Source organism: Brevibacterium spongiae, assembly GCF_026168515.1.
GTDB lineage: Bacteria > Actinomycetota > Actinomycetes > Actinomycetales > Brevibacteriaceae > Brevibacterium > Brevibacterium spongiae.
Window position 1 is genome coordinate 2,358,971 of the sequence record NZ_CP093443.1, and the last position, 20,625, is coordinate 2,379,595.

Here is a 20,625-nt window from a genome sequence, read left to right on the forward strand (position 1 = left end):
GCAGCGTCTTCGCCAACGCACCGCCATCCGACACCGCTGGCTTCACACCGCCCCGGTGCAACGAGTGGTTGAGCCGCCAACGGTGAGGGATGCCGCAGCACCTGTAGGATCAGCCGCTAACGGTGACGGACGCCGCCCTACCTATTGGATCGCCCGCCACCCAGGTACGACGAAGGCCGGTGGGTCGAAACCCACCGGCCCTCGTTGTGTTCCGGCTCAGCGACTCAGCGAGAGCCGCCAGCAGCGAATCAGAGACTCACATCCGAGTCAGTGACTCACGTCGGAGTCAGTGACTCAGCACGACACCTGAGGATCAGGCGTCGGCCAGCTGACGCAGGACGTACTGCAGGATGCCGCCGTTGCGGTAGTAGTCGGCTTCACCCGGGGTGTCGATGCGGACCACGGCGTCGAATTCGACCTTCGTGCCGTCTTCCTTCTCGGCGGTGACCTTGACGGTCGCCGGGGTCTTGCCCTCGTTGAGCTCCGTGACGCCCTCGATGGAGAAGGTCTCGGTGCCGTCGAGTCCGAGCGAATCAGCGGATTCGCCGGCGGGGAACTGCAGCGGCAGAACGCCCATGCCGATGAGGTTCGAGCGGTGGATGCGCTCGAAGCTCTCGGTGATGACAGCTTCGACACCGAGCAACTTGGTGCCCTTGGCGGCCCAGTCACGCGAGGATCCCGAACCGTACTCCTTGCCACCGAGCACGACCAGCGGGGTTCCGGCGGCCTGGTAGTTCACGGAGGCATCGTAGATCGTCGTCTGCGGAGCGCCTTCCTGCGAGAAGTCGCGGGTGAAGCCACCCTGGACTCCGTCGAGGAGCTGGTTCTGCAGGCGGATGTTCGCGAACGTTCCGCGGATCATGACTTCGTGGTTGCCGCGGCGCGAGCCGTAGGAGTTGAAGTCCTTGCGCTCGACACCGTTCCCGACGAGGTACTTGCCGGCCGGGGTGTCGGCCTTGAAGGAACCTGCAGGCGAGATGTGGTCGGTGGTCACCGAGTCGCCCAGCTTCGCGAGCACGCGTGCACCCTTGATGTCCTTGACGGCTTCGGGCTTGAGTCCCATGCCGTCGAAGAAGGTGGGCTTGCGCACGTAGGTCGACTTGTCGTCCCACTCGAAGATCTTGCCCTCAGGGGTGTCGAGCTGCTGCCAGCGCTCGTCACCATCGAAGATCCGACCGTATTCGCTGTCGAACATGTCAGTGGAGATCGACGAGGCGATGACCGACTCGACCTCTTCCGGCGACGGCCAGAGATCAGCCAGGTAGACGTCGACGCCCTCGGAGTCCTTGCCCAGAGGCTGATTCTCGAAGTCGAAGTCCATGGTTCCGGCCAGTGCATAGGCGATGACCAGCGGAGGCGAAGCGAGGTAGTTCATCTTCACGTCCGGGCTGATGCGGCCCTCGAAGTTGCGGTTGCCCGACAGGACTGCGGTGACCGCGAGGTCGTTGTCCTGGATGCTGTCGGAGATCTCCGAGTCCAGCGGACCGGAGTTGCCGATGCAGGTCGTGCAGCCGTAGCCGACGATGAAGAAGTTCAGAGCCTCGAGATCCTCGATGAGCCCGGCCTTCTCGTAGTAGTTCGTGACGACCTTCGAACCCGGTGCGATCGAGGTCTTGACCCACGGCTTGGAGTTGAGCCCGCGCTTGCGGGCATTGCGTGCCAGCAGGCCGGCAGCCATCATCACCGAGGGGTTCGAGGTGTTCGTGCAGGAGGTGATCGAGGCGATCGCCACAGCACCGTTGGCCAGCTCGAACGACTCGCCGTTGCCGGTGGTGACGTCCACGGACTTCGACTCCTCGCCGGGCGCGGCGTAGTTGTGGATGTCCTTGGCGAACTGGTTCTTCGCGTCGGAGAGTTCGATGCGATCCTGCGGGCGCTTCGGTCCGGAGATCGAGGGCACCACGGTGGACAGGTCGAGTTCGAGGTACTCGGAGTACTCGACTTCCTTGCTCGGATCGTGCCACAGACCCTGGGTCTTCGCGTAGTCCTCGACGAGCTGGATCTGCTCGGCCGAACGGCCGGTGAGCTTGAGGTAGTCGATGGTGACTTCGTCGATCGGGAAGATCGCCGCGGTCGAACCGAACTCGGGGCTCATATTGCCGATCGTCGCACGGTTGGCCAGCGGCACCTCGGCGACGCCCTTGCCGTAGAACTCGACGAACTTGCCGACGGCACCGTGCTGACGGAGCATATCGGTGATCGTGAGCACAACGTCGGTTGCGGTCACTCCGGAGGGGATCTCGCCGGTGAGCTTGAAGCCGACGACGCGCGGGATGAGCATCGACACGGGCTGGCCGAGCATGGCCGCCTCTGCCTCGATGCCGCCGACGCCCCAACCGAGCACACCGAGGCCGTTGACCATGGTGGTGTGCGAGTCGGTGCCGACCAGGGTGTCCGGGTAGGCCCGGAGGACTCCGTCGACCTCGCGCGGCATGACCACGCGAGCCAGGTGCTCGATGTTGACCTGGTGGACGATGCCCATGCCCGGAGGCACGACCTTGAAGTCTTCGAATGCGGTCTGGCCCCAGCGCAGGAACTGGTAGCGCTCACCGTTGCGCTGGTATTCGATGTCCATGTTGAGCTCGACGGCGTCGGCGGTGCCGAAGCGGTCGATCTGCACCGAGTGGTCGATGACCAGTTCGGCGGGAGCCAGCGGGTTGACCTGATCCGGGTTGCCGCCGAGTTCGACGACCTTCTCGCGCATCGTGGCGAGGTCGACGATGCAGGGCACACCGGTGAAGTCCTGCATCACCACGCGGGCCGGGGTGAACTGGATCTCGGTGTCCGGCTCGGCGTTGGGATCCCAGCTGCCGAGTGCCTCGATGTGCTCCGAGGTGATGTTTGCGCCGTCTTCAGTGCGCAGCAGGTTCTCCAACAGCACCTTGAGGCTGAAGGGAAGCTTCTCCGATCCCTTGACCTTGTCCAGGCGATAGATCTCATAATCCTTATCGCCTACGGTCAGGGTGCTCTTCGATTTGAACGTATCGACGTTGCTCATCGTGATTCTCCTGTTTCATCCGATACTCATCCAAGAAACCGGACCGTTCCGAATCGCCGGGCAGGCCCTTGCACCGCGCACCGATTTACGCGACACATATGTTTCCAAAAGTATCTTGACGTCAAGATAAATTCTATCGCATTCACGGTGCTTTGACCACCGTGGCACACGGATGATCGAAACCCTCGGATCGGGTTTTCCGCACTGACGTCGACGGCCATCGTCAGGGACGCTGAGACCCCCGCGAGCCTAGTGTGAGAACCATATCGCGGGCCTGCCCGCACCACCGCACGCGGCCCTTCGCCGCACACTCATATCGCTCCGAGGAGACACTCATGGACCCGTTCACACTCGGCGCCGGATTCGGTTTCGGCGCGCTGCTCGTCGGCATCATCTTCGCCGTGATCTGCAATTCGTTCGCCAAGGAGAGAGGCCGTTCCGGCCGCTGGTGGGGACTGTGGGGATTCCTCACGACGTTCATCGCCCTCATCGCCCTCGTGCTCCTCCCCCGCCGCAACCGCGTCGGCTGATCCCCTCGCCGAGGCGGCTGACCATCCCAGCTGGGCCTTCGCCGAGGCGGTGCATCCCAATCAGGCCCTCGCCGAGGCGGCTGAACATCCCGATCGTCCCCTCCCCGAGGTGGGCCGCCTCGGTTGAGATGCGGCCCGCCCCCGATGGGGTCACCGTCGGAGGACGGTGACCGTCTCCAGATGCGAGGTGAGGGGGAAGAGATCGAATCCTGTGAGGCTCTCGATCGCGAATCCCCCGGCGGTCAGCCGTGCGAGATCACGGGCCAGCGTCGCAGGATCGCAGGAGACATACACGAGGGTGCTCGCCGAGGAATCGATGAGCCCCGAGGTGACAGTCTTCCCGGCCCCGGCCCGAGGAGGGTCGAGGATGATGACATCGGAATCGGGCAGCCGGACCCGATCGACGTTGAGGGTGAGGAATCGGGCGTCGATATCGGCAGCGTTCTCACGTGCATGCTCGATCGCCGGGCCGACCCCCTCGACGCCGAACAGCGGTGCCCCGGTCGCCCGAGCCGCCGTGATGCCGAGCACGCCGACACCGCAGTAGAGGTCGGTGAGTGACTCGACCCGGTCGGGCACGGCGGCGACGACTTCAGAGCTGAGCAGTTCTGCCGCGTCCCTGTGCACCTGCCAGAATCCGTCGGCGGCAACCGTGAACTCCCGCCCGGAGACCGTCTCGGTGAGGGTTCGACGGCCGCGGACGACAGCGAGCTCGGGGTGTACAGGTCCCCGGCGCCGGCCCCGCTGGCGTTGTCGACGACCGCCGGTCTCGGCCGCCTCGGCGAGCAGAGAGAAGGAGTCCGGCAGCCAGGCGTCGATCTCCGCGACGGCCTGACTCGTAGCTGGGCCGCGGACGATGAGTGCGCCGTGGTCCCCGGACCACGCGAACTCGAGGCGCCGGACTCCGGGCACCCGAAGCGCTGCGACGTCGAGGTCGTGCAGCGGTCCCGCCGCCAGCGGCGGAGTGGTCACGGGAATGACGTCATGGGAACGAGGCGCGAGCATTCCGGGCCGGCCCTCGGCATCGACGGCGAGCTGGACGCGGGTGCGCCAATCGGTGCCGTCGGCCTCGTTCGGCGCCGGCAGGACCTCAGCCTGCCGGTCGATGTGACCGATGCGAGCCAACTGGTCGTTGAGCACCTCGGCCTTGAGCGTGCGGGAATGCGCGAGGTCGACATGCGCGTATTCCATCCCGCCGAATCCGGCCGCCGCGCCGTCGAATCCGGCCGCCGCGCCGTCGAATCCGGCCGTCGCGCCGCCGAACCCGGCCGCCGCGCCGTCAAATCCGGCCGCGGCGCGACCGCCGAACCCAGTCGTCGTGCCGCCGCCACCCAACCCGGAGACTGCATAGGCGGCCCGCCGGTCGGAGACCCTGTGCGGGGAGGCCTCCAGGACCTCGATCACATCGGCGCGGAGGAACTTCGCCGCCGGTCCCGCCTCGGTGCGTGCCCGGACCTTCTCACCGGGAAGCGCACCGGTGACGAAGACGACCTGTCCGTCGTGGCGGGCGACGGAGGTGCCTCCGGCGGCCGGTGACTCGATGTCGAGGGTGAGTTCCTGAGCGGGAAGAATTGTGTCACTCATGCGTTGTCTAGGCCTGTCTGTACAGCGAGGGATCGGGGCCGTCTCCACCGTATTGACGGGAGAAGGATTTCAGACGCCACGGCACGGAGACCACGACGACGTTCGGCACGAGCAGCAGGCGGGTGCGCAGCTTGAGTGCCACCTGGTTGTGCAGGATGTGCTCCCACCAGCGCCCGACGACGAACTGCGGAATGTAGACGATGACGAGATCGCGAGGCGACCTGCGGCGGATGGCGAGGATGTGGGCGAGCATCGGTCGCACGAGTTCGCGATAGGGCGACCCGAGCACCGTCAGCGGCACCGGCAGCTCCATCTCGTTCCACCGCTTCTGCAGATGGGCCGCGGCTTCCTCGTCGACTGCCACGGTGACGGCTTCGAGCTGGCTCGACCGGGTGACGCGGGCATAGGAGAGGGCGCGCATCGTGGGTTTGTCGATTTCGCTGACGACGACGATCGCGTGCGTGTTCGACGGAATCGTCCGCGAGTTCACGTCGGCATCCGGGGCGAGCTCCCGCGTGACCCGGGAGTAGTGCCGGTGGATCGCGCCCATGATGAGGTAGAGACCTGCCATCGCGGCCACGGCCAGCCAAGCTCCGGCGAGGAACTTCGAGACGATGACGACGATGAGCACACCGGCGGCGAGCACGCAGCCGACGGCGTTGACGATCCGGTTGAAGTGCATCCGCACCCGAGTCTTCGAATCGATGACCAGCCGCAGCCGCTTGCGCCAGTGCAGGACCATGCCCGCCTGCCCGAGGACGAAGCTGGCGAAGACGCCGACGAGGTAGAGCTGGATGAGCGTCGTCGCCGAGGCGGACGTGGCGATGACGAGGACGATCGCTGCCGCCGCCAACAGGAGGATGCCGTTGGAGAAGGTGAGCCGGTCCCCCTTCGTCGCCAGCTGCCTGGGCAGGAATTCGTCGCGCGCCAGTCGGGAGGCCAATCCGGGGAAGCCCTCGACAGCGGTGTTCGCTGCGGCGATGAGCACGAGGGCGGTGATGAGCACGACGATGTAGAACATGACGGGAGCATTGTCGAAGATCGCATGCGCCAATTGGGCGAGCACGGGCTCCTGCTCGTATTCGGCGCTGACCGGGCTGCCGTCGCCGCGGACGAGGTAGAGATGCGGGTCGTCGACGTATTTGATTCCCGTAACCGAGGCCAGGTAGGTCAGACCGGTGAGCATGAGAGCGGCAAGGAGACCGGAGAGCAGCAGCGTGTTGCCGGCGTTCTTGCCGCGCGGCTTCTTGAACGCCGGCACCGCCGTGGCCACGGTCTGGACACCCGCCAGCGCGACGGCACCGGAAGAGAAGGCACGCAGCACGATGAGGACCGTGGCCAATCCGAGAGTCGCCTGATCGCCGAGGTTGCTGTGCACGATCGTATAGTCGGCAGTCTGCGCGTGCGGGGTGTCACCGAGACCGACCCGGATGAGGCCGACGCTCATCGTGAGGAACACAGCGCCGAGGAACAGATAGGTGGGAACGGCCAGAAGCATCGGAGTCGCCCGCGACCCGCGGAGTCCCGCGAAGCAGATGAGCAGGATGCCGACGATCGCCACCGGCACCCGGTACGGGGCGAGTGTCGGGAACGCCGTCGTGATGTAGGCGGCGAACACCGTCATCGACACGGCCAGGGTGAGCACATAGTCGACGAGCAGGGCCGCTGCCACGACGAGTCCTGCCCCTGATCCGAGGTTCTTCGAAGCCACCTCGTAGTCGCCTCCGCCGGAGGGATAGGCCTTGACGTTGATGCGGTAGCAGGCGACGATCACGAGGATGACGATGCCCACTGCCACACCGATCCACGGAGACACCGTGAGTGCCACAAGCGAGGTCAGCGACAGCGCCAGCAGGATCTCATCGGGAGCATAGGCCACCGATGAGAGCATGTCGGAGGCGAAGACGGGCATTGCGATGCGCTTATTCAGCGCTGGTGCACGCCTGTCCTCACTGCGGAAGGGCCGTCCAACGAGTAGTCTTTTGACGGCATCAGAAAAACTGCTGGCCACGGCAACCAATGGTAGATCACTGCGGAGAGGAAAACCCCCATGCACTTCGTGATTATGGGCTGCGGCCGAGTCGGGGCCTCCCTGGCCAAGGCCCTTGATGCGAATGGGCACTCCGTCGCCGTCGTCGACCGGAACCCGGACGCGTTCCTCAAACTCGGTCGTGATTTCAGCGGGTCGACCATCACCGGGGTCGGCTTCGACCGTGAGACCCTCTCCCAGGCGAAGACCTCAGATGCCTTCGCCTTCGCGGCCGTCTCGAGCGGGGACAACTCGAATATCCTCGCCGCGCGTGTCGCCCGTGAGACCTTCGGGGTCACGAATGTCGCGGCCCGCATCTACGACCCCGACCGTGCGCAGGTCTTCGAACGCCTCGGCATCCCCACTGTGCCCACCGTGCGGTGGACGGCCGAGCAGGTGATGCGCAAACTCGTTCCGCAGGGATCGATCACCGAATACCGTGAGCCCTCCGGCAATCTGGTCCTTGCCGAAGTCCACCTCGACCCCGGTTGGGTGGCCCGTCCGATCAAGGAGATCGAATCACGGACGAAGGCGCGGGTCACCTATGTCACTCGCCTGTCCGAGGGCATCGTCGCCCATGATGATCTGCTCATCCAGGACGGGGACCTCGTCCATCTCATGGCTCCGGTCGACCGCCTCGGCGAGATCGAACGGATCCTCGATCAGCCCGTCAATCCCGTGGAGGAAGAACTATGAGGGTCGTCATCGCCGGGGCCGGTTCCGTCGGTCGGTCGGTGGCCCGGGAGCTCATCGACAAAGAGCATTCGGTCCTGCTCATCGACCAGAGCAAGGAAGCGCTCGGTCATGAGCGGATTCCGGGTGCCGAATGGCTGCTCTCTGATGCGTGTGAGCTCGCCGGCCTCGCCGAGGCGGGACTCGAGGAAGCCGATGTCGTCGTGGCTGCGACCGGAGACGATAAGACGAATCTCGTTCTCTCCCTGCTGGCGAAGACCGAGTTCGGTGTGCCCCGGACGGTGTCGCGGGTGAATAATCCGAAGAACGAATGGCTCTTCGACGACAACTGGGGTGTCGACGTCGCCGTGTCGACTCCACGGCTGATGACCGCTCTCGTCGAGGAGGCGGTGGAGGTCGGCGGACTCGTCCACCTCATGAGCTTCGAACGCGGCCAGGCCGGTCTGCTCGAGTTCACGGTGCACGAGAACGCCGAGCTCGTGGCCGAACGCATCGGCGGAATCACATTCCCGCTCGACACGGTGCTCGTGGCGATCATCCGCAATTCACGGGCGTTCGCGCCCAGTCCCGATGATGTCATCGAGGCCGGAGACGAACTGTTCTTCCTCTCCTCTCCCGATCAGGAGGGAGCGCTGCTCGAACTGCTGCAGGAGACGACGAAGACGGCCGAGTCTGCGGAGACGGCAGAGACCGAAGATTCAGTGGAGATCACAGAGCCGACCGGCGACTGAATCAAGTGTCGTAACCGTCGCCTGACTCAGACCTCTGAGTCAGGCGTCTGAGTCGTCGCGGGTCTGTAAGAGCTCGTAGACGGGATTGTGCGCGGTCAGCACGCCGTCCTTGCCGCAGAACCGTCCTTCCAAGACGATGAGCGCCCCGGGTCGGATGCCGCTGATCTCGCGACGCCCGAGGAACTGGGCGCGGGCCTCACCGGTGCCGTCGGCCACGGTGATGTCGAGTCTGGGGCTGTCGCCGCTGCACGACTGCGTGATGGCGGAGACGACCCCGGCGATGCGCGAGGTCTTCCGTGCCTCAAGGTCTTCGACCGGCACGACTCCGGGGACCTGGCTGACGAGGCGCAGGTCAGCGCGGGCTTCGGCATCGCGGGACCCGAAGTCGCGCACGAGGCGCGTGATGAGATCCAACATCCCCGGTCAGCGGACCTCTGTGATCTCAGGACCGCGTTCGAAGGGGTTGAGCTCGTCCTCGTCCTTCTTCTCTTCATCGTCGGCGGCATCGACCTGCGGTGCGGTCAGCGCGATGAGTTCCCTGGGTGCCATGGCTTCCTCACCGCGATCGACGACGACTCCGCGGAAGAGTGCTGAGAGTTCGGCGCGGATCTCGTCATCGGTCACGGCCTTGCCGGAGAACACGGCACGGATGAACCAGCGGGGGCCGTCGATGCCGGCGAAGCGCATGGCTCGTCTGCCGGGGCGTCCGGATTCCGTCTTCGCCGGGACCTCGATGGCCAGTTCCTTGCCGAGCGATGTGTGCAGCTCGGTCGATTCGCCGCCCTGTTTGGTGACAGATTCGGCCAGCTGTCGGCGCACGGTGTTCCACAGTCCTTCGGAGCGTGGGGTCGCGAACGCCTGAAGCTGGATGCCCCCGCCGTCATGGATGAGGGTCACAGCGAGCACGCGCTGCGAATCGTCGTCGGTGTCCAGACGCACCTGCATGCCGTCGACGACGGGCACCTTGAGCGCGCCGAGGTCGAGTCGGTCATGCTCCGGGTAGTCCTCGGAGATGTCGAACGGGCCCTTCTCGGACCGGTCGAAGGGCGCGGACTTCTCCAGCAGCGCCTCGTCCTCGTCGACGTCCTCGTCCGACTCAGCATCATCGGACTCTGCGTCATCGGACTCTGCGTCATCGGTCGCTGCGTCCTCGGACTCAGCGCCGTCGTCCTCGGACTCAGCGTCGTCGGCTTCGAGGTCGGCCGCCTCGGTGTCGGTGAGCTCTTCGTCGTCGTTGATGTCGTCATCGGCGCGGATGTCGTCGTCCGGTGCGGTCTTCTTGAAACGGGAGAACAGTCCCATTGAGTCCTCACTTCTCCTTGTCGCTGAAGCCGGCGTCGATTCCGCCGGTGGAGCCGAATCCTCCGGCTCCGCGGTCGCTGTCGTCGAGGGTGTCGACGACCTCGAAGTCGGCCTGGGCCACTGCTTGGATCACGAGCTGGGCGATGCGGTCGCCGCGGGCGATGCGCAGCGGGGTCTTCGCGTCGAGGTTGATGAGCGGCACTTTGATCTCGCCGCGGTAGCCCGCGTCGATGGTGCCCGGCGCGTTGACGACGGTGACCCCGTGCTTGCTCGACAGGCCCGAGCGCGGATGCACGAACGCCGCATAGCCTTCAGGCAGGGCGATCGCGATCCCGGTGGGCACGACGCGGCGCTCGAAGGGCTCGAGAACGAAGTCGATGGTCGAGCGCAGGTCGGCCCCGGCATCGCTCGCGTGCGCGTAGGCGGGCGCGCTCATTCCCGTGTCCAGGATCTGGAGGTCGATCTTCAGGGTTTCCGTCACAAAGATGCACTCTAACGCTCCAGCCTGAGCGCGGCCAAACTCTTCGCTATGGGACAATGGGGCCATGGCAACAATGCAATCTGGAACCCAAGTGATATTCCAGGAAAAGGTCCGTGCTTCGATCGGCATGTGGATCCTCGTCGTGGTGGGTGCGGCATCGACGGCGCTCATGGTCGCCCCCGTCTGGCCCTGGGGCACGATCATCCTGCCCGTCATCAGCTTCGTGCTCTTCGCCTGGTGGCTGAGCTCTCTGACCGTGACGATCATCGTCACGGAGCAGCAGCTGTTCGTCGGCGAGGCCCATATCGACCGGAAGTTCGTTCCACGGGCGCAGGCTTTCCTCGGCGAGGCGGCCCGCCAGGCTCGCGGAGTCGACCTCGACGCTCGGGCCTTCCTCAAGATCCGTCCCTGGGCGAAGGACGTCGTGCGCATCGATCTCGAAGACGCCTCCGACCCCACTCCCTACTGGCTCGTGTCCACCCGCCGCGCGAAGGAACTGGCAGACGCACTCAACAGCTGACGCCCCATTTGCTACCTGACGGCGCCCCAGCAACCCGGCGCCGGGTTGCTGGGGCGCCGTCAGGTAGCAAAGAGTGAAATACAGAACGCGCCCTTCATTGCGAAGGGCGCGTTCCGTGTATGAAGAGAGAAGCGAATCAGCCTGCACAATCCGTGCAGATCGGAACGCCGCCCTCCTCGGTCGCAAGCTGCGAACGGTGACGGACCAAGAAGCATTCCATGCAGGTGAACTCGTCGTTCTGTTTGGGGAGAACACGGACGGAGAGTTCTTCGTTCGACAGGTCCGCACCGGGGAGTTCGAACCCTTCGGCGACCGCAGTTTCGTCTTCATCGATCTTGCTTGCCTGCGCCTGTGAGCGCTGAGCCTTTAGCTGTTCGATCGAATCGCTCTTGATCTCATCGTCTTGCTTGCGAGGTGCGTCGTAGTCTGTTGCCATATGGCCTCATCGCTCTCTGTCCAGGGGGGTGCCGAAGAGGATTGGCGTATCCTCCGCGTGACGTGTCCCCAGCATTGTGCACTGTATGCTTGCCGTTGGCAAGATGGAGGGCGTACCCTATGCGGTGATTCTCATCACCAGCTTGTCTGCATATGACGGCCACACATAGAGTTCTCGAAAAGCTCTGCAAGAATACTTGTGATGGACAGCACCGACAGTTCACTCTGCCGGTCGAACACCGGGTTCGTCCTCTCCGGAGGCGGCCCCAGGAAGGACGGATCCACTATGAGTGAATTCGCTGATCAGCTCGATACCCGAATCGATGATGTCCGTCATCGCATTCACGAGGCCCGGTCCGCCGGTGACGACTTCCTCGTCGAGAACCTCATCGACGACCTCCAGAATCTCATGGAGCTCGCCGGCCGCAATGACGTCGACACCGGTCCTATCGCCGAGGTGATCCAGGCCGAGACGGGCGCACTGCCCGTCATCCCGAGCCCGGAAGACGCCTGAGAACCTGAGAAAGACGAACCCTCCCCCACCGATTCGGTGAGGGAGGGTTCTTCATGTCCGGGCCGGTTCGCGGCCGGCCGCGCCGGTTCACAGGGGCCGACGGGGGCGACCGACGGACCGGTTCCCCGTCGCCCGGCCGGTCTCAGCTCGCTGGCTCCCAGTTCGGATAAGTGGCGCGTTCGATGCGACCGCGACAGCAGTCGATGCTGCAAGCTCCGCTGCCGGGCACCAGCGCCTTCGTCCCGGGGAGGGCCGGGGCCTCGATCTGTTCACCGCGCAGCTGCGCGACTCGTTCCTCGACGAGATCGACAAGACCGGACACGAACGCCTGATGGGTGCCGACGGTCGCGACGCGGGTGAACGCGAAGCCGAGCTCGTCTGCGGTCTCCTTCGCCTCGGTGTCGAGGTCGAATGCGACCTCCATGTGATCGGAGATGAAGCCGATGGGCACGAGCACGACGCCGGTCACCCCCGCCTCGGCGAGTTCGGCCATCCGATCGTTGACGTCGGGTTCGAGCCACGGCACCTCCGGGGAACCGGACCGGGAGCAGTAGACGAGTTCGAAAGGCACCCGCTCGGACTCGGCCACACCATCCATGAGGTGATTCATGAGCTCCTCGTGCTGGGCGAGGTAGCCGTTGGTGGTGACCGCCGAAGCGTCCTGCATGACGTTCGGGATCGAGTGGGTGACGAAGAGGATGCGGTGCTTGGCCGCATCGAGTTCGCCGACCTGGTCCTTGAAGTCTGCGAGGCCCTGGTTCAGGCAGTCGGCGCAGGCCTCGGCGTAGCCGGGATGGTTGTAGAACTGTCGGATCTTGTCGATCGAGACGGTGAGGCCTTCTCCGCCCAGCGTGTCGATCGTCTGGGCGAAGTCCTCACGGTACTGGCGGCAGGAGGAGTACGAGGAGTAGGCGGAGGTGTCGATCGACAGGAAATTCGTCGCACCCTTCTGTGCGAGAGTGCGCACCTCGTCGGTGAGGTAGGGATCCCAATTGCGGTTGCCCCAGATCAGCGGCGTGTCGATGCCGCGACGGTCGAGTTCGGCCCGCAACGCGGCCAGCAGAGCCTTGTTCTGGTCATTGATCGGAGATTTGCCTCCGAAGCCGAAGTAGTGCTCTCCCACCTCCTCCAGTCGCTCCTCCGGGATCCCGCGGCCGGCGGTGACGTTGCGGAGGAAGGGAACCACTTCTTCTGGGGCCTCCGGTCCTCCGAATGACATGAGGATCAGGGCATCGATCGGTGCAGTCGTATTCACGGTTTCGATTTTACAGGCTGTAGAGCGCCCGGGCCCGCTGTCCGCACAGTGAGCCTCACCCACTCACGGTGCAGACGTCGGGCCGCAGATCCACCGGCGAGTGTTCACGAAAAGGCCGTGCCGAACGCCGCCGGGTGGCCGTGCCGAACGCCGCCGGCTGACGCCGCCGAACGGCGCCGGGTGGCTGCGCCGAACGTTTCTGAGTGTCCGTGGTCACAGATTCGACCCCGGAGAGTCCGAACCGGCCCGAGATTTCGCGACTCGCGTGCAAATCTGCCCGGTGCGACGCGCCGAACGTGACACGATTCTAGGGAGACGCGACGAAGGAGCTAAAGGCAATGCGTGAACTGATCTTGAACGGAGTCGACGCAGATGGCACTCATCTGCTGTTGAACGACGAGAACGGGCTTCAGTACCGAGTCGTCCTCGACGAGGCTCTCAGTGCTGCGGTGCGCAAGGACCGTGCTCACCCCAAATCCGATACTCCCGTGCGCCCCAAGGACATCCAGGCCATGATCCGCGGCGGCATGGACGCCGAGGAGGTCGCCTCCTCCACCGGAGCCGACCTCGAGTACGTGCGCACCTATGAGGGCCCGGCCATGGCCGAACGCGAACGCACCGCCTTCCTCGCCAGCCGGCACCCGATCTACTCCGATCACGATCCCAACGGTGAGCCCACTCCGCTCATCGAGCTCTGCCAGGAACGTCTGGCCATGCGTGATGTCAATATCGACACGATGGAGTGGGATTCCTGGAAGCAGCAGGACGGCAATTGGTACATCCAGCTCAGCTTCACCGCCGCGGACCGTGTCCGCACCGCGAGCTGGCACTACTACCGTCGCTCGCTGACCCCGATCGACGACGAAGCGAAGTGGCTGGCCGATTCCGGTCCCACCGACACCGGCCCGATCCCGAACTACGGTTCCGGAGCCGAACGGCAGATGTCCACCGAGGAGGTCGACGTCTTCCCACCATCCGATGCGCCGTCCGAGTCGATCGCCTCGGACGGTCCCGTGCGACCGACCGCTGGTTCGGCTCCTTCGCAGCAGTCCCGCGATCATCAGGCCGAGACCGGCCGCATCCTGGAGAATCTGCGCAAGCGCCGCCACTATGAGGCCGAGGAGGAGCCGCGAGCTCGTCTGCGTGCGGTGACCGAAGATCCGGAGACCCACCCGCAGGGTGCGCACACGGCTCCCGGCAAGCCCGAAGCCGCCGCCGATGACGAGGTCTTCGCTTTCGAGGATCCTGCTCCGACGACGGACGATCCGCAGGAGCCGACCGAGAAGGTCGGCGTCTTCGACGACGAGAATCAGCTGTCTCTGCTCAATGAGCCCGGGGTCAGCGATCACGCCGATCAGTACACGGACGCATCTGCGGCCAAGGAGTCGAAGCCGAAGTCGAAGAAGAACACGCGCGCGTCGATCCCGAGCTGGGACGAGATCATGTTCGGCTCGAAGCGCGACTGACCTGCTGGACCGACCTTACACCGGTGAGTTCTCCAGGGTCCGGTGTCCGAGGTCGATGACTGTGTCGTCGACCGTGATGAGACGACGGTCGTGGGTGACCATGACGACGGTGCGGTCGCGGAGGTTCTGCCGCAGGTCGTCGATGAGTTCCGTCGCGGTCTCATCGTCGAGGTGGGCTGTCGGTTCGTCGAGGACGATGACATCAGCTCCGGTGAGCAGGGTCCGTGCCACCGCGAGGCGCTGTCGCTGACCTCCGGAGATCTCAGTGCCGTGGTCGCCGACCCAGCGCTCGAGTCCCTCGGCGTTCGCCCAATCGCCCAGACCTGCCGCACTCAGTGCTGCACTCATCTGCGCGTCATCGGGCATGGCCTGCTGGGCCAGGGCCAGGTTGCCGCGCACTGTGGAGCGGAAGACGTGGGCCTCCTGAGGGCACCAGGCCAGCTGCCCGACGAGGTCTGCAGGTGAGCGAGTGAGCATATCGTGGTCGGACCCGGCGGCGTCACGGGCCGTGTAGGTCCCTGACCAGGGGTCGAGAAAACGCAGCAGGACGCTCAGACTCGTCGTCTTTCCGGTGCCGCTGTCGCCGCACAGCACTGTCCAGCTGCCGCGTCGGGCCTGCAGGTGAAGGTCGTCGAGCACTGGCCGTTCACCCCAGCCGACGGTGACGGCGTCGAGTTCGAGTGCCTCGATGCCTGCCGGCCCCTTCTCGGTCTGCTTCTGCCTGACCTGGCCGGCGGTGCGCGGATCGGGCAGGGCATCGAGTGCTGTGGCCAGCCCCGGCAGCCGGCGGAAGGCGTCGAGTGCGGAGGCGAAGACTTCATTGAGCCCGAGTGCCATGAGGGACAGGACAGCGAGGATCTCCGTCGGCGTCTCCGAGGTGACCGCGAGGACAAGAGCGGTGGCGAAGGTGCTCAGCTGCAGCCACACCTGGGCCAGTCCGTAGTTCCGTGCCGAGGCCGCCTGCTTCGCGGCAAGGCGCTGCTCCGAACCGTCCAGCAGACCGAGCACTCGGCCATGGGCACCATTGGCGGCCAGATCGTCTTTGGCGTTCAGTGCCCTCGTGAGCAGGGAGAGTATTCCGTTGCGATCGGCACGGATGCCGCGGGCCAACCGGCTTTCGGCGCGGATGACGATCGCCGGGACGATGATGAGGTTGACGACGGCGAGCAGGAGCAGCCACGGCAGCGAACCGAGATCGAGCAGGGCCGCGGTGATGCTCACGCCGATGACGACCATAACGGAGACAAGCGGCGGGAACAGCGTGCGGGGAACGAGATCGCGCACGTCGTCGGCGTCGGCGACCATCGCACGCAGTGCGGTATCGGAGGTCAGCATCCTCCGGTCGCTCATGCCCACAGTCTCGAAGTGCTCCCACAGGGAGGTGCGGAGCCGGGTGAGGGCGGCGAAGATCGCCGAGTGCAGTCGCAGGCGACTGACGTAGAGGAGAATCGAGCGGCTGAGGCCGAAGAATCGGACACCGACGATCGCGACCATGAGCAGCATGATCGGCGGCTGATAGGAGGCCTCGACGATGAGCCAGGCCGAGACCGCGGTCAGGGCGATGGCGGCCAGGCTCGAAGCACAGGCAGTGACCGCTGCGAGCAGCATCGACGGAGTGAACAGCGGCAGGCTTGAGGAGAGGATCGACCACCGGCGCCGCAGCGCTGCCGTCCATGTCTCCGGGTCGGGTCGGTCCCCCACGCTCGTCTGCTCCCCAACCGATGGGGCTTCTCCGGCCTGCGGGGATCCGCTGACGCCGTCGGATCCGCTGACGGACCCGCTGTCAGGGGCACTCGTCGCAGGGGTTCCGTCGTCGACTCGGTCAGTCGTTTCGACCGCGCTGTCGAGCACGACTGCGGTCACGGTCCTCCGCGGGCGGATCTCGGTGTCGGCCAGGGCCCGCACCCGTTCGTCGTGACTGGCCAGGATGACTCGGTGGGTGGCGGCCGCCTCGGCGATCAGCTCGATGACGATTTCGGCGTTGTCCGCATCAAGGTGCGCGGTGGGTTCGTCGAGCACGAGGATCTCTGCTCCGCTGCCGAGGCGGTGGCGCACCCGCGCGATCGCCAGTCGGCGCAGCTGGCCGGGGCTGAGCGCGGCGGTCTGGGTGGATGGATCCAGGGGCAGACCGGCCGCTGTGAGAGCGGCTCGCGTCTGTTCGGCGTCGAGTCCGAAGAGCTCGAGTTCAGCGCCGATGGTGGTCCCGAACATTCGCGGGGCCTGCGGCACATAGGCCGCGGCCACCGGAGAGACGGTGGTGCGTGCGTCGGCGGGCAGGCTGCCGACCAGAGCACTGAGCACTGTGGTCTTCCCGGACCCCGATCGGCCGCTGATCGTGGTCACCCCCGGGCCGATGTCGATGCTGCGGGACCATTCGATGCGTGTGCCGTCGGCATAGACGACGTGGTCGGATACGGACTCGCCCGTGGTCGACGCTGCCGTGGCGGCCTGCTGCGCGACACTGCTCGCCTCAGCTTCGGCCAGAAGCTCCTGCGCCCGCCCGCGCGCCTCACGCCCGTTCTCGCTGGCATGGAACCCAGCTCCGAGCTCGCGCAGAGGAGTGAAGCATTCCGGGGCGATGAGCAGGACGAACAGCCCCGAACCCAGGTCCATCGTCCCGTTGACCAGGCGCAGGCCGATGACGACGGCGACCAATGCCACGGAGATCGTGGCGATGAGCTCGAGTGCCAGGCTGGAGAGGAAGGCGATGCGCAGGGTGGCGAGGTTCGCATCGTGATAGCGCCGACCGAGTTCGCGCAGACGACGCGCATGGTCACGGGACCGGCCGAGACCGATGAGCACGGGCAGTCCCTCGGCGAGTTCGGCCAGATGGTCCGACAGACGCTCCAGGGCACCGAGCGTCTCCTTGGTCGAATCAGCCGTGTACCTTCCGATGAGCACCATGAACACCGGCACCAACGGCAGGCACAGGGCGATGATCACGGCCGAGAGCACATCGCTGAAGACGATCCTCACGAGCAGGACGATGGGCACCACAGCAGCGGCGCTCAGCGCTGGCACCACAGTGGTGAAGTAGTCGTCGAGGTCATCGATCCCGCGGGTGACCGTGACCGCCGTCGTGGTCTTCGGTCGGCCGCGCCCGCGCAGCAGGGCGGAGAGGATCCCCGCCCGCAGGCCACGTTTCGATTCGGCTGCCAGTGTCGTGCCCAACCGCTTGTCCAGCCACAGTCCGCCGCCGCGCAGCACGGCGCCGAGGAGGCCGAGGACCACCCACAGTCCGGGTGCACTGTGGCCGACGATGGCTCGCACCAGCGCCTCGGCGATGAGCACGATCCCGACGGCGCGTGCGAGGGCGGAGAACACCGAGAGCGCGAACCCGCGCCGACCGCGGCGCAGTTCGAGCAGGATCGACAGAGGCGAGCTCACGACCGGATCGCCACCGGGACTCTGTGGGCTTCGGGGATGTGGGTCTCGGCGATCCGGCCGAGGAACATCCGGTAGCTGAAGATCTGGTAGCCGATGATCACCGGGAGGATGACCACTGTGACGACGAGCATGACCGTCAGCGTGTAGTCCGAGGAGGAGGCCGTGGCGACCGTCAGCGAGTTCGCCGCATCCAGCGTCGAGGGCAGCACGTTCGGATAGGCACCTGCGAACACGGAGCCGACTCCGGTGAGCATGTAGACGCCGTGGAGGACGAAGGCGCGCTTCTCGGCTCCGGCACGCACTGCGAAGAACGAGGCGATGAGTGCGATGACGGCGACGAGCACGGGCACGATGAGCCATATGCGCTGGGTGAGAGACAGAGCGAACCAGACGACGAACGGAATCGCTGCCGGCAGCATCAGACGTGTCGCCCACCGCTGAGCCCGCTCCCGGATCTCAGCCTGTGTCTTGAGCCCGAGGAACACGAGTCCGTGGACGAGGGCGAACCCGAGACCGCCGAGGCCGCCGAGCAGGGCCGGCCAGGACATCCAGGCGAACGCTCCCCCGACGATGTCACCGTAGCTGTTGAGCGGCAGCCCGGTCGTCGTGATCGCGAGCATGGCACCGATGCAGAACGCTGTGCCGGTCGAGCCGAGCGCCATCGCCCACGTCCAGAACGTCTTCCACGCCTGGGTGTGGCCCTTGCCGCGGTATTCGATCGACACGGCCCGGAAGATCAGGGACAGCAGGCACACGGTCAGCGGAATGTAGAGGGCGGAGAACAGTGATGCGTACCAGTGCGGGAAGGCGGCGAACATCGCTCCGGCGGCGGTGATCAGCCACACCTCGTTGCCGTCCCAGACCGGGCCGATCGAGTTGAGCAGCACCCGTTTGCCGCGTTCGGTCCGGGACATGAACGGCATGAGCATACCGACTCCGAGGTCGAAGCCGTCGAGGAACAGGTAGCCGATCCACAGGACGACAATGAGGATGAACCAGATCGTGGCGAGGATTTCCATCGAGTCTCTCCCTCAGTAGGCGAACGACAGCACGTCATCGCCGTCGTCGGTGATCGTGGGCTTGGACTTGGATGCGGCGAGTTCAGGCATCGCCGAGGCGACACCGCCCTTGACGTAGGTCGTCAGCAACCGCAGTTCGACGACCATCAGCACCCCGTAGACGAGGGTCAGGCTGATGAGTGAGAACAGCAGCATTCCCGGAGTCACCTCGGGCGAGAGAGCTGCCTGCGTGTACATGAACACACCGTCGAGCTGTGCCGGGTTCGGAGCCACGACGAAGGGCTGACGGCCCATCTCGGTGAAGATCCATCCGGCCGAGTTCGCGATGAACGGCGCGGTGATCGCCAGGACGAAGCCGCGGCTGAGCCATTTCGACTGCGGAACGGTTCCCTTCCGGGACAGCCACAGGCCGATGGCGCAGACTCCGGCGGCCAGGGCGCCGAAGCCGATCATCATCCGGAATCCCCAGTAGGTGACGATCATGATCGGCTGGTAGTCGACCGGTTCGCCGGCGTGTTCGCCGTAGCGCGGATCGTCGGGGATGTGTGTGCCGTAGCGTTCCTGGTATTCGGGCAGCAGAGTCGTGACACCGTGGACCGGGGTGTCGAAGTTGCCGTTGGCGAGGAAGGACAGCAGTCCGGGGATCTCGAAGATGTTCTGGACCCCGTCGCAGTCGTTCGATGCGGGGTCGGCGATGGTCAGGACGGAGAACTGGGTGCCGTCGTGGCAGGCCGCCTCGGCGGAGGCCATCTTCATCGGCTGCTGTTCGAACATCAGCTTCGCCTGCACATCGCCGGTGATGGAGACCCCCGCGAACGCAAGGATGCCGACGATGGCGCCGATGCGCAGCGACTTGATCCACACCGCATGGTCGGTCTCATCACGTCCGGGCAGGTCGGGCGCGGAGCCGACGATGACCTTGCCGTCTGAGCCGACAGTGTCGATGCCGTCCTTGCGGCGCCGGTACAGGTGGTACCAGGAGATGCCGAGCAGGAACGATCCTCCGACGGCCAGCGCGCCGAAGAGCGTATGCGTATAGGCGGCGATGGCAGTGTTGTTGCCGAGCACTGCCCACACATCGGTCATCACCGGTCGCCCGTCGACCATTTCGACGCCGACGGGATGCTGCATCCACGAGTTCGCGACGATGATGAAGTACGCGGAGATCCACGACCCGATGACCGCACACCACAGAGCACCGAGGTGGACGGCCCTGGGCAATCGTCCCCAGCCGAAGATCCACAGGCCGATGAACGTCGATTCGAGGAAGAAGGCGAGCAGCGCCTCCAATGCCAGCGGCGCGCCGAAGACGTCGCCGACGAAGCGCGAGTACTCGCTCCAGGCCATGCCGAACTGGAACTCCTGCACCAGCCCGGTGGCCACGCCCATGATGAAGTTGATGAGGAACAGCTTGCCGAAGAACTTCGTGCTCCGCAGATAGACCTCGTTGCCGGTGCGGTGGTAGATCGTCTGCAGGATCGCCACGAGCATCCCCAGGCCCAGCGTCAGCGGCACCATCCAGAAGTGGTAGACCGTCGTGATTCCGAATTGCCACCGTCCGATGAGGACCGGGTCCAGTTCCATGGGCTCTCCGTTCAGGTTCGGCAATGTTTCTACGTCACGTAGAATTCTACACTCGGTAGAAACGTCGCCTCGGCTGTTTCAACATCCAAGATTCCCT

The 20,625-nt window shown here is 65.3% G+C and carries 17 protein-coding genes; 6 read left to right on the plus strand and 11 right to left on the minus strand.

The window, feature by feature from the left end:
• Positions 1-313: 313 nt before the first annotated feature.
• Positions 314-2,998, minus strand: a complete 2,685-nt coding sequence (gene acnA / locus L1F31_RS10705; RefSeq protein WP_265417284.1) for an aconitate hydratase AcnA — start codon at positions 2,996-2,998, stop codon at positions 314-316.
• Between the two features lie 335 nt (positions 2,999-3,333).
• On the opposite strand from acnA, the gene L1F31_RS10710 reads away from it, so the two are divergent.
• Positions 3,334-3,528 (plus strand): hypothetical protein, encoded by a 195-nt coding sequence (locus tag L1F31_RS10710; RefSeq protein WP_265417285.1) that lies wholly within the window; start codon positions 3,334-3,336, stop codon positions 3,526-3,528.
• Between the two features lie 150 nt (positions 3,529-3,678).
• Here the strand turns inward: L1F31_RS10710 and L1F31_RS10715 are convergent, their stop codons facing one another.
• Both L1F31_RS10715 and L1F31_RS10720 read right to left on the minus strand, forming a co-directional pair.
• Positions 3,679-5,112, minus strand: coding sequence for a class I SAM-dependent RNA methyltransferase (locus L1F31_RS10715; RefSeq protein ID WP_265417286.1), 1,434 nt, complete (start codon positions 5,110-5,112; stop codon positions 3,679-3,681).
• A gap of 7 nt (positions 5,113-5,119) precedes the next feature.
• Entirely contained in the window at positions 5,120-7,024 is a 1,905-nt protein-coding gene (locus tag L1F31_RS10720; RefSeq protein ID WP_265417287.1) for an APC family permease, read from the minus strand.
• 138 nt (positions 7,025-7,162) lie between these two features.
• Here L1F31_RS10720 and L1F31_RS10725 point away from each other — a divergent pair, with 138 nt between their 5' ends.
• Positions 7,163-7,837, plus strand: coding sequence for a potassium channel family protein (locus tag L1F31_RS10725; protein ID WP_265417288.1), 675 nt, complete (start codon positions 7,163-7,165; stop codon positions 7,835-7,837).
• Positions 7,834-8,565, plus strand: a complete 732-nt coding sequence (locus L1F31_RS10730; protein ID WP_265417289.1) for a potassium channel family protein — start codon at positions 7,834-7,836, stop codon at positions 8,563-8,565. Before L1F31_RS10725 ends, L1F31_RS10730 begins: the two co-directional genes overlap by 4 nt.
• A gap of 39 nt (positions 8,566-8,604) precedes the next feature.
• Here L1F31_RS10730 and L1F31_RS10735 read toward each other — a convergent pair whose 3' ends face one another.
• From L1F31_RS10735 to dut, 3 genes are read right to left on the minus strand one after another with little or no spacing between them, the layout of a single operon-like run.
• A complete protein-coding gene (locus L1F31_RS10735) occupies positions 8,605-8,982 on the minus strand; it encodes an OB-fold nucleic acid binding domain-containing protein (protein WP_265417290.1) in 378 nt (125 codons plus the stop codon).
• 6 nt (positions 8,983-8,988) lie between these two features.
• Positions 8,989-9,867 carry a DUF3710 domain-containing protein gene (locus tag L1F31_RS10740; RefSeq protein ID WP_265417291.1) on the minus strand — a complete coding sequence of 293 codons (879 nt, stop codon included), beginning with the start codon at positions 9,865-9,867 and terminating at the stop codon, positions 8,989-8,991.
• 7 nt (positions 9,868-9,874) lie between these two features.
• Positions 9,875-10,348, minus strand: coding sequence for a dUTP diphosphatase (dut, locus tag L1F31_RS10745; protein ID WP_265417292.1), 474 nt, complete (start codon positions 10,346-10,348; stop codon positions 9,875-9,877).
• Positions 10,349-10,412: 64 nt separating this feature from the next.
• Between dut and L1F31_RS10750 the strand changes: the two genes are divergently transcribed.
• Entirely contained in the window at positions 10,413-10,868 is a 456-nt protein-coding gene (locus L1F31_RS10750; protein WP_265417293.1) for a DUF3093 domain-containing protein, read from the plus strand.
• Positions 10,869-11,004: 136 nt separating this feature from the next.
• Here the strand turns inward: L1F31_RS10750 and L1F31_RS10755 are convergent, their stop codons facing one another.
• Entirely contained in the window at positions 11,005-11,304 is a 300-nt protein-coding gene (locus L1F31_RS10755) for a DUF4193 domain-containing protein (protein ID WP_135541258.1), read from the minus strand.
• A gap of 285 nt (positions 11,305-11,589) precedes the next feature.
• Here L1F31_RS10755 and L1F31_RS10760 point away from each other — a divergent pair, with 285 nt between their 5' ends.
• Positions 11,590-11,817, plus strand: coding sequence for a hypothetical protein (locus L1F31_RS10760; RefSeq protein WP_265417294.1), 228 nt, complete (start codon positions 11,590-11,592; stop codon positions 11,815-11,817).
• Between the two features lie 142 nt (positions 11,818-11,959).
• Here the strand turns inward: L1F31_RS10760 and L1F31_RS10765 are convergent, their stop codons facing one another.
• A complete protein-coding gene (locus L1F31_RS10765; protein ID WP_265417295.1) occupies positions 11,960-13,072 on the minus strand; it encodes a ferrochelatase in 1,113 nt (370 codons plus the stop codon).
• Between the two features lie 338 nt (positions 13,073-13,410).
• Between L1F31_RS10765 and sepH the strand changes: the two genes are divergently transcribed.
• On the plus strand, positions 13,411-14,538 hold the full coding sequence (gene sepH, locus L1F31_RS10770; protein WP_265417296.1) for a septation protein SepH: 1,128 nt from the start codon (positions 13,411-13,413) through the stop codon (positions 14,536-14,538).
• A gap of 15 nt (positions 14,539-14,553) precedes the next feature.
• Here the strand turns inward: sepH and cydC are convergent, their stop codons facing one another.
• From cydC to L1F31_RS10785, 3 genes are read right to left on the minus strand one after another with little or no spacing between them, the layout of a single operon-like run.
• On the minus strand, positions 14,554-17,925 hold the full coding sequence (cydC, locus tag L1F31_RS10775; RefSeq protein ID WP_265417297.1) for a thiol reductant ABC exporter subunit CydC: 3,372 nt from the start codon (positions 17,923-17,925) through the stop codon (positions 14,554-14,556).
• A complete protein-coding gene (cydB, locus tag L1F31_RS10780; RefSeq protein ID WP_265417298.1) occupies positions 17,922-18,944 on the minus strand; it encodes a cytochrome d ubiquinol oxidase subunit II in 1,023 nt (340 codons plus the stop codon). Before cydB ends, cydC begins: the two co-directional genes overlap by 4 nt.
• A gap of 12 nt (positions 18,945-18,956) precedes the next feature.
• Positions 18,957-20,522, minus strand: coding sequence for a cytochrome ubiquinol oxidase subunit I (locus L1F31_RS10785; protein WP_429860964.1), 1,566 nt, complete (start codon positions 20,520-20,522; stop codon positions 18,957-18,959).
• Positions 20,523-20,625: the final 103 nt, after the last annotated feature.

Bases quoted from the DNA above. Each gene is read 5' to 3' on its own strand.
- acnA (WP_265417284.1), bottom strand. From the start codon at position 2,998: ATGAGCAACGTCGATACGTTCAAATCGAAGAGCACCCTGACCGTAGGC.
- L1F31_RS10710 (WP_265417285.1), top strand. From the start codon at position 3,334: ATGGACCCGTTCACACTCGGCGCCGGATTCGGTTTCGGCGCGCTGCTC.
- L1F31_RS10715 (WP_265417286.1), bottom strand. From the start codon at position 5,112: ATGAGTGACACAATTCTTCCCGCTCAGGAACTCACCCTCGACATCGAG.
- L1F31_RS10720 (WP_265417287.1), bottom strand. From the start codon at position 7,024: ATGCCCGTCTTCGCCTCCGACATGCTCTCATCGGTGGCCTATGCTCCC.
- L1F31_RS10725 (WP_265417288.1), top strand. From the start codon at position 7,163: ATGCACTTCGTGATTATGGGCTGCGGCCGAGTCGGGGCCTCCCTGGCC.
- L1F31_RS10730 (WP_265417289.1), top strand. From the start codon at position 7,834: ATGAGGGTCGTCATCGCCGGGGCCGGTTCCGTCGGTCGGTCGGTGGCC.
- L1F31_RS10735 (WP_265417290.1), bottom strand. From the start codon at position 8,982: ATGTTGGATCTCATCACGCGCCTCGTGCGCGACTTCGGGTCCCGCGAT.
- L1F31_RS10740 (WP_265417291.1), bottom strand. From the start codon at position 9,867: ATGGGACTGTTCTCCCGTTTCAAGAAGACCGCACCGGACGACGACATC.
- L1F31_RS10750 (WP_265417293.1), top strand. From the start codon at position 10,413: ATGGCAACAATGCAATCTGGAACCCAAGTGATATTCCAGGAAAAGGTC.
- L1F31_RS10755 (WP_135541258.1), bottom strand. From the start codon at position 11,304: ATGGCAACAGACTACGACGCACCTCGCAAGCAAGACGATGAGATCAAG.
- L1F31_RS10760 (WP_265417294.1), top strand. From the start codon at position 11,590: ATGAGTGAATTCGCTGATCAGCTCGATACCCGAATCGATGATGTCCGT.
- sepH (WP_265417296.1), top strand. From the start codon at position 13,411: ATGCGTGAACTGATCTTGAACGGAGTCGACGCAGATGGCACTCATCTG.
- cydB (WP_265417298.1), bottom strand. From the start codon at position 18,944: ATGGAAATCCTCGCCACGATCTGGTTCATCCTCATTGTCGTCCTGTGG.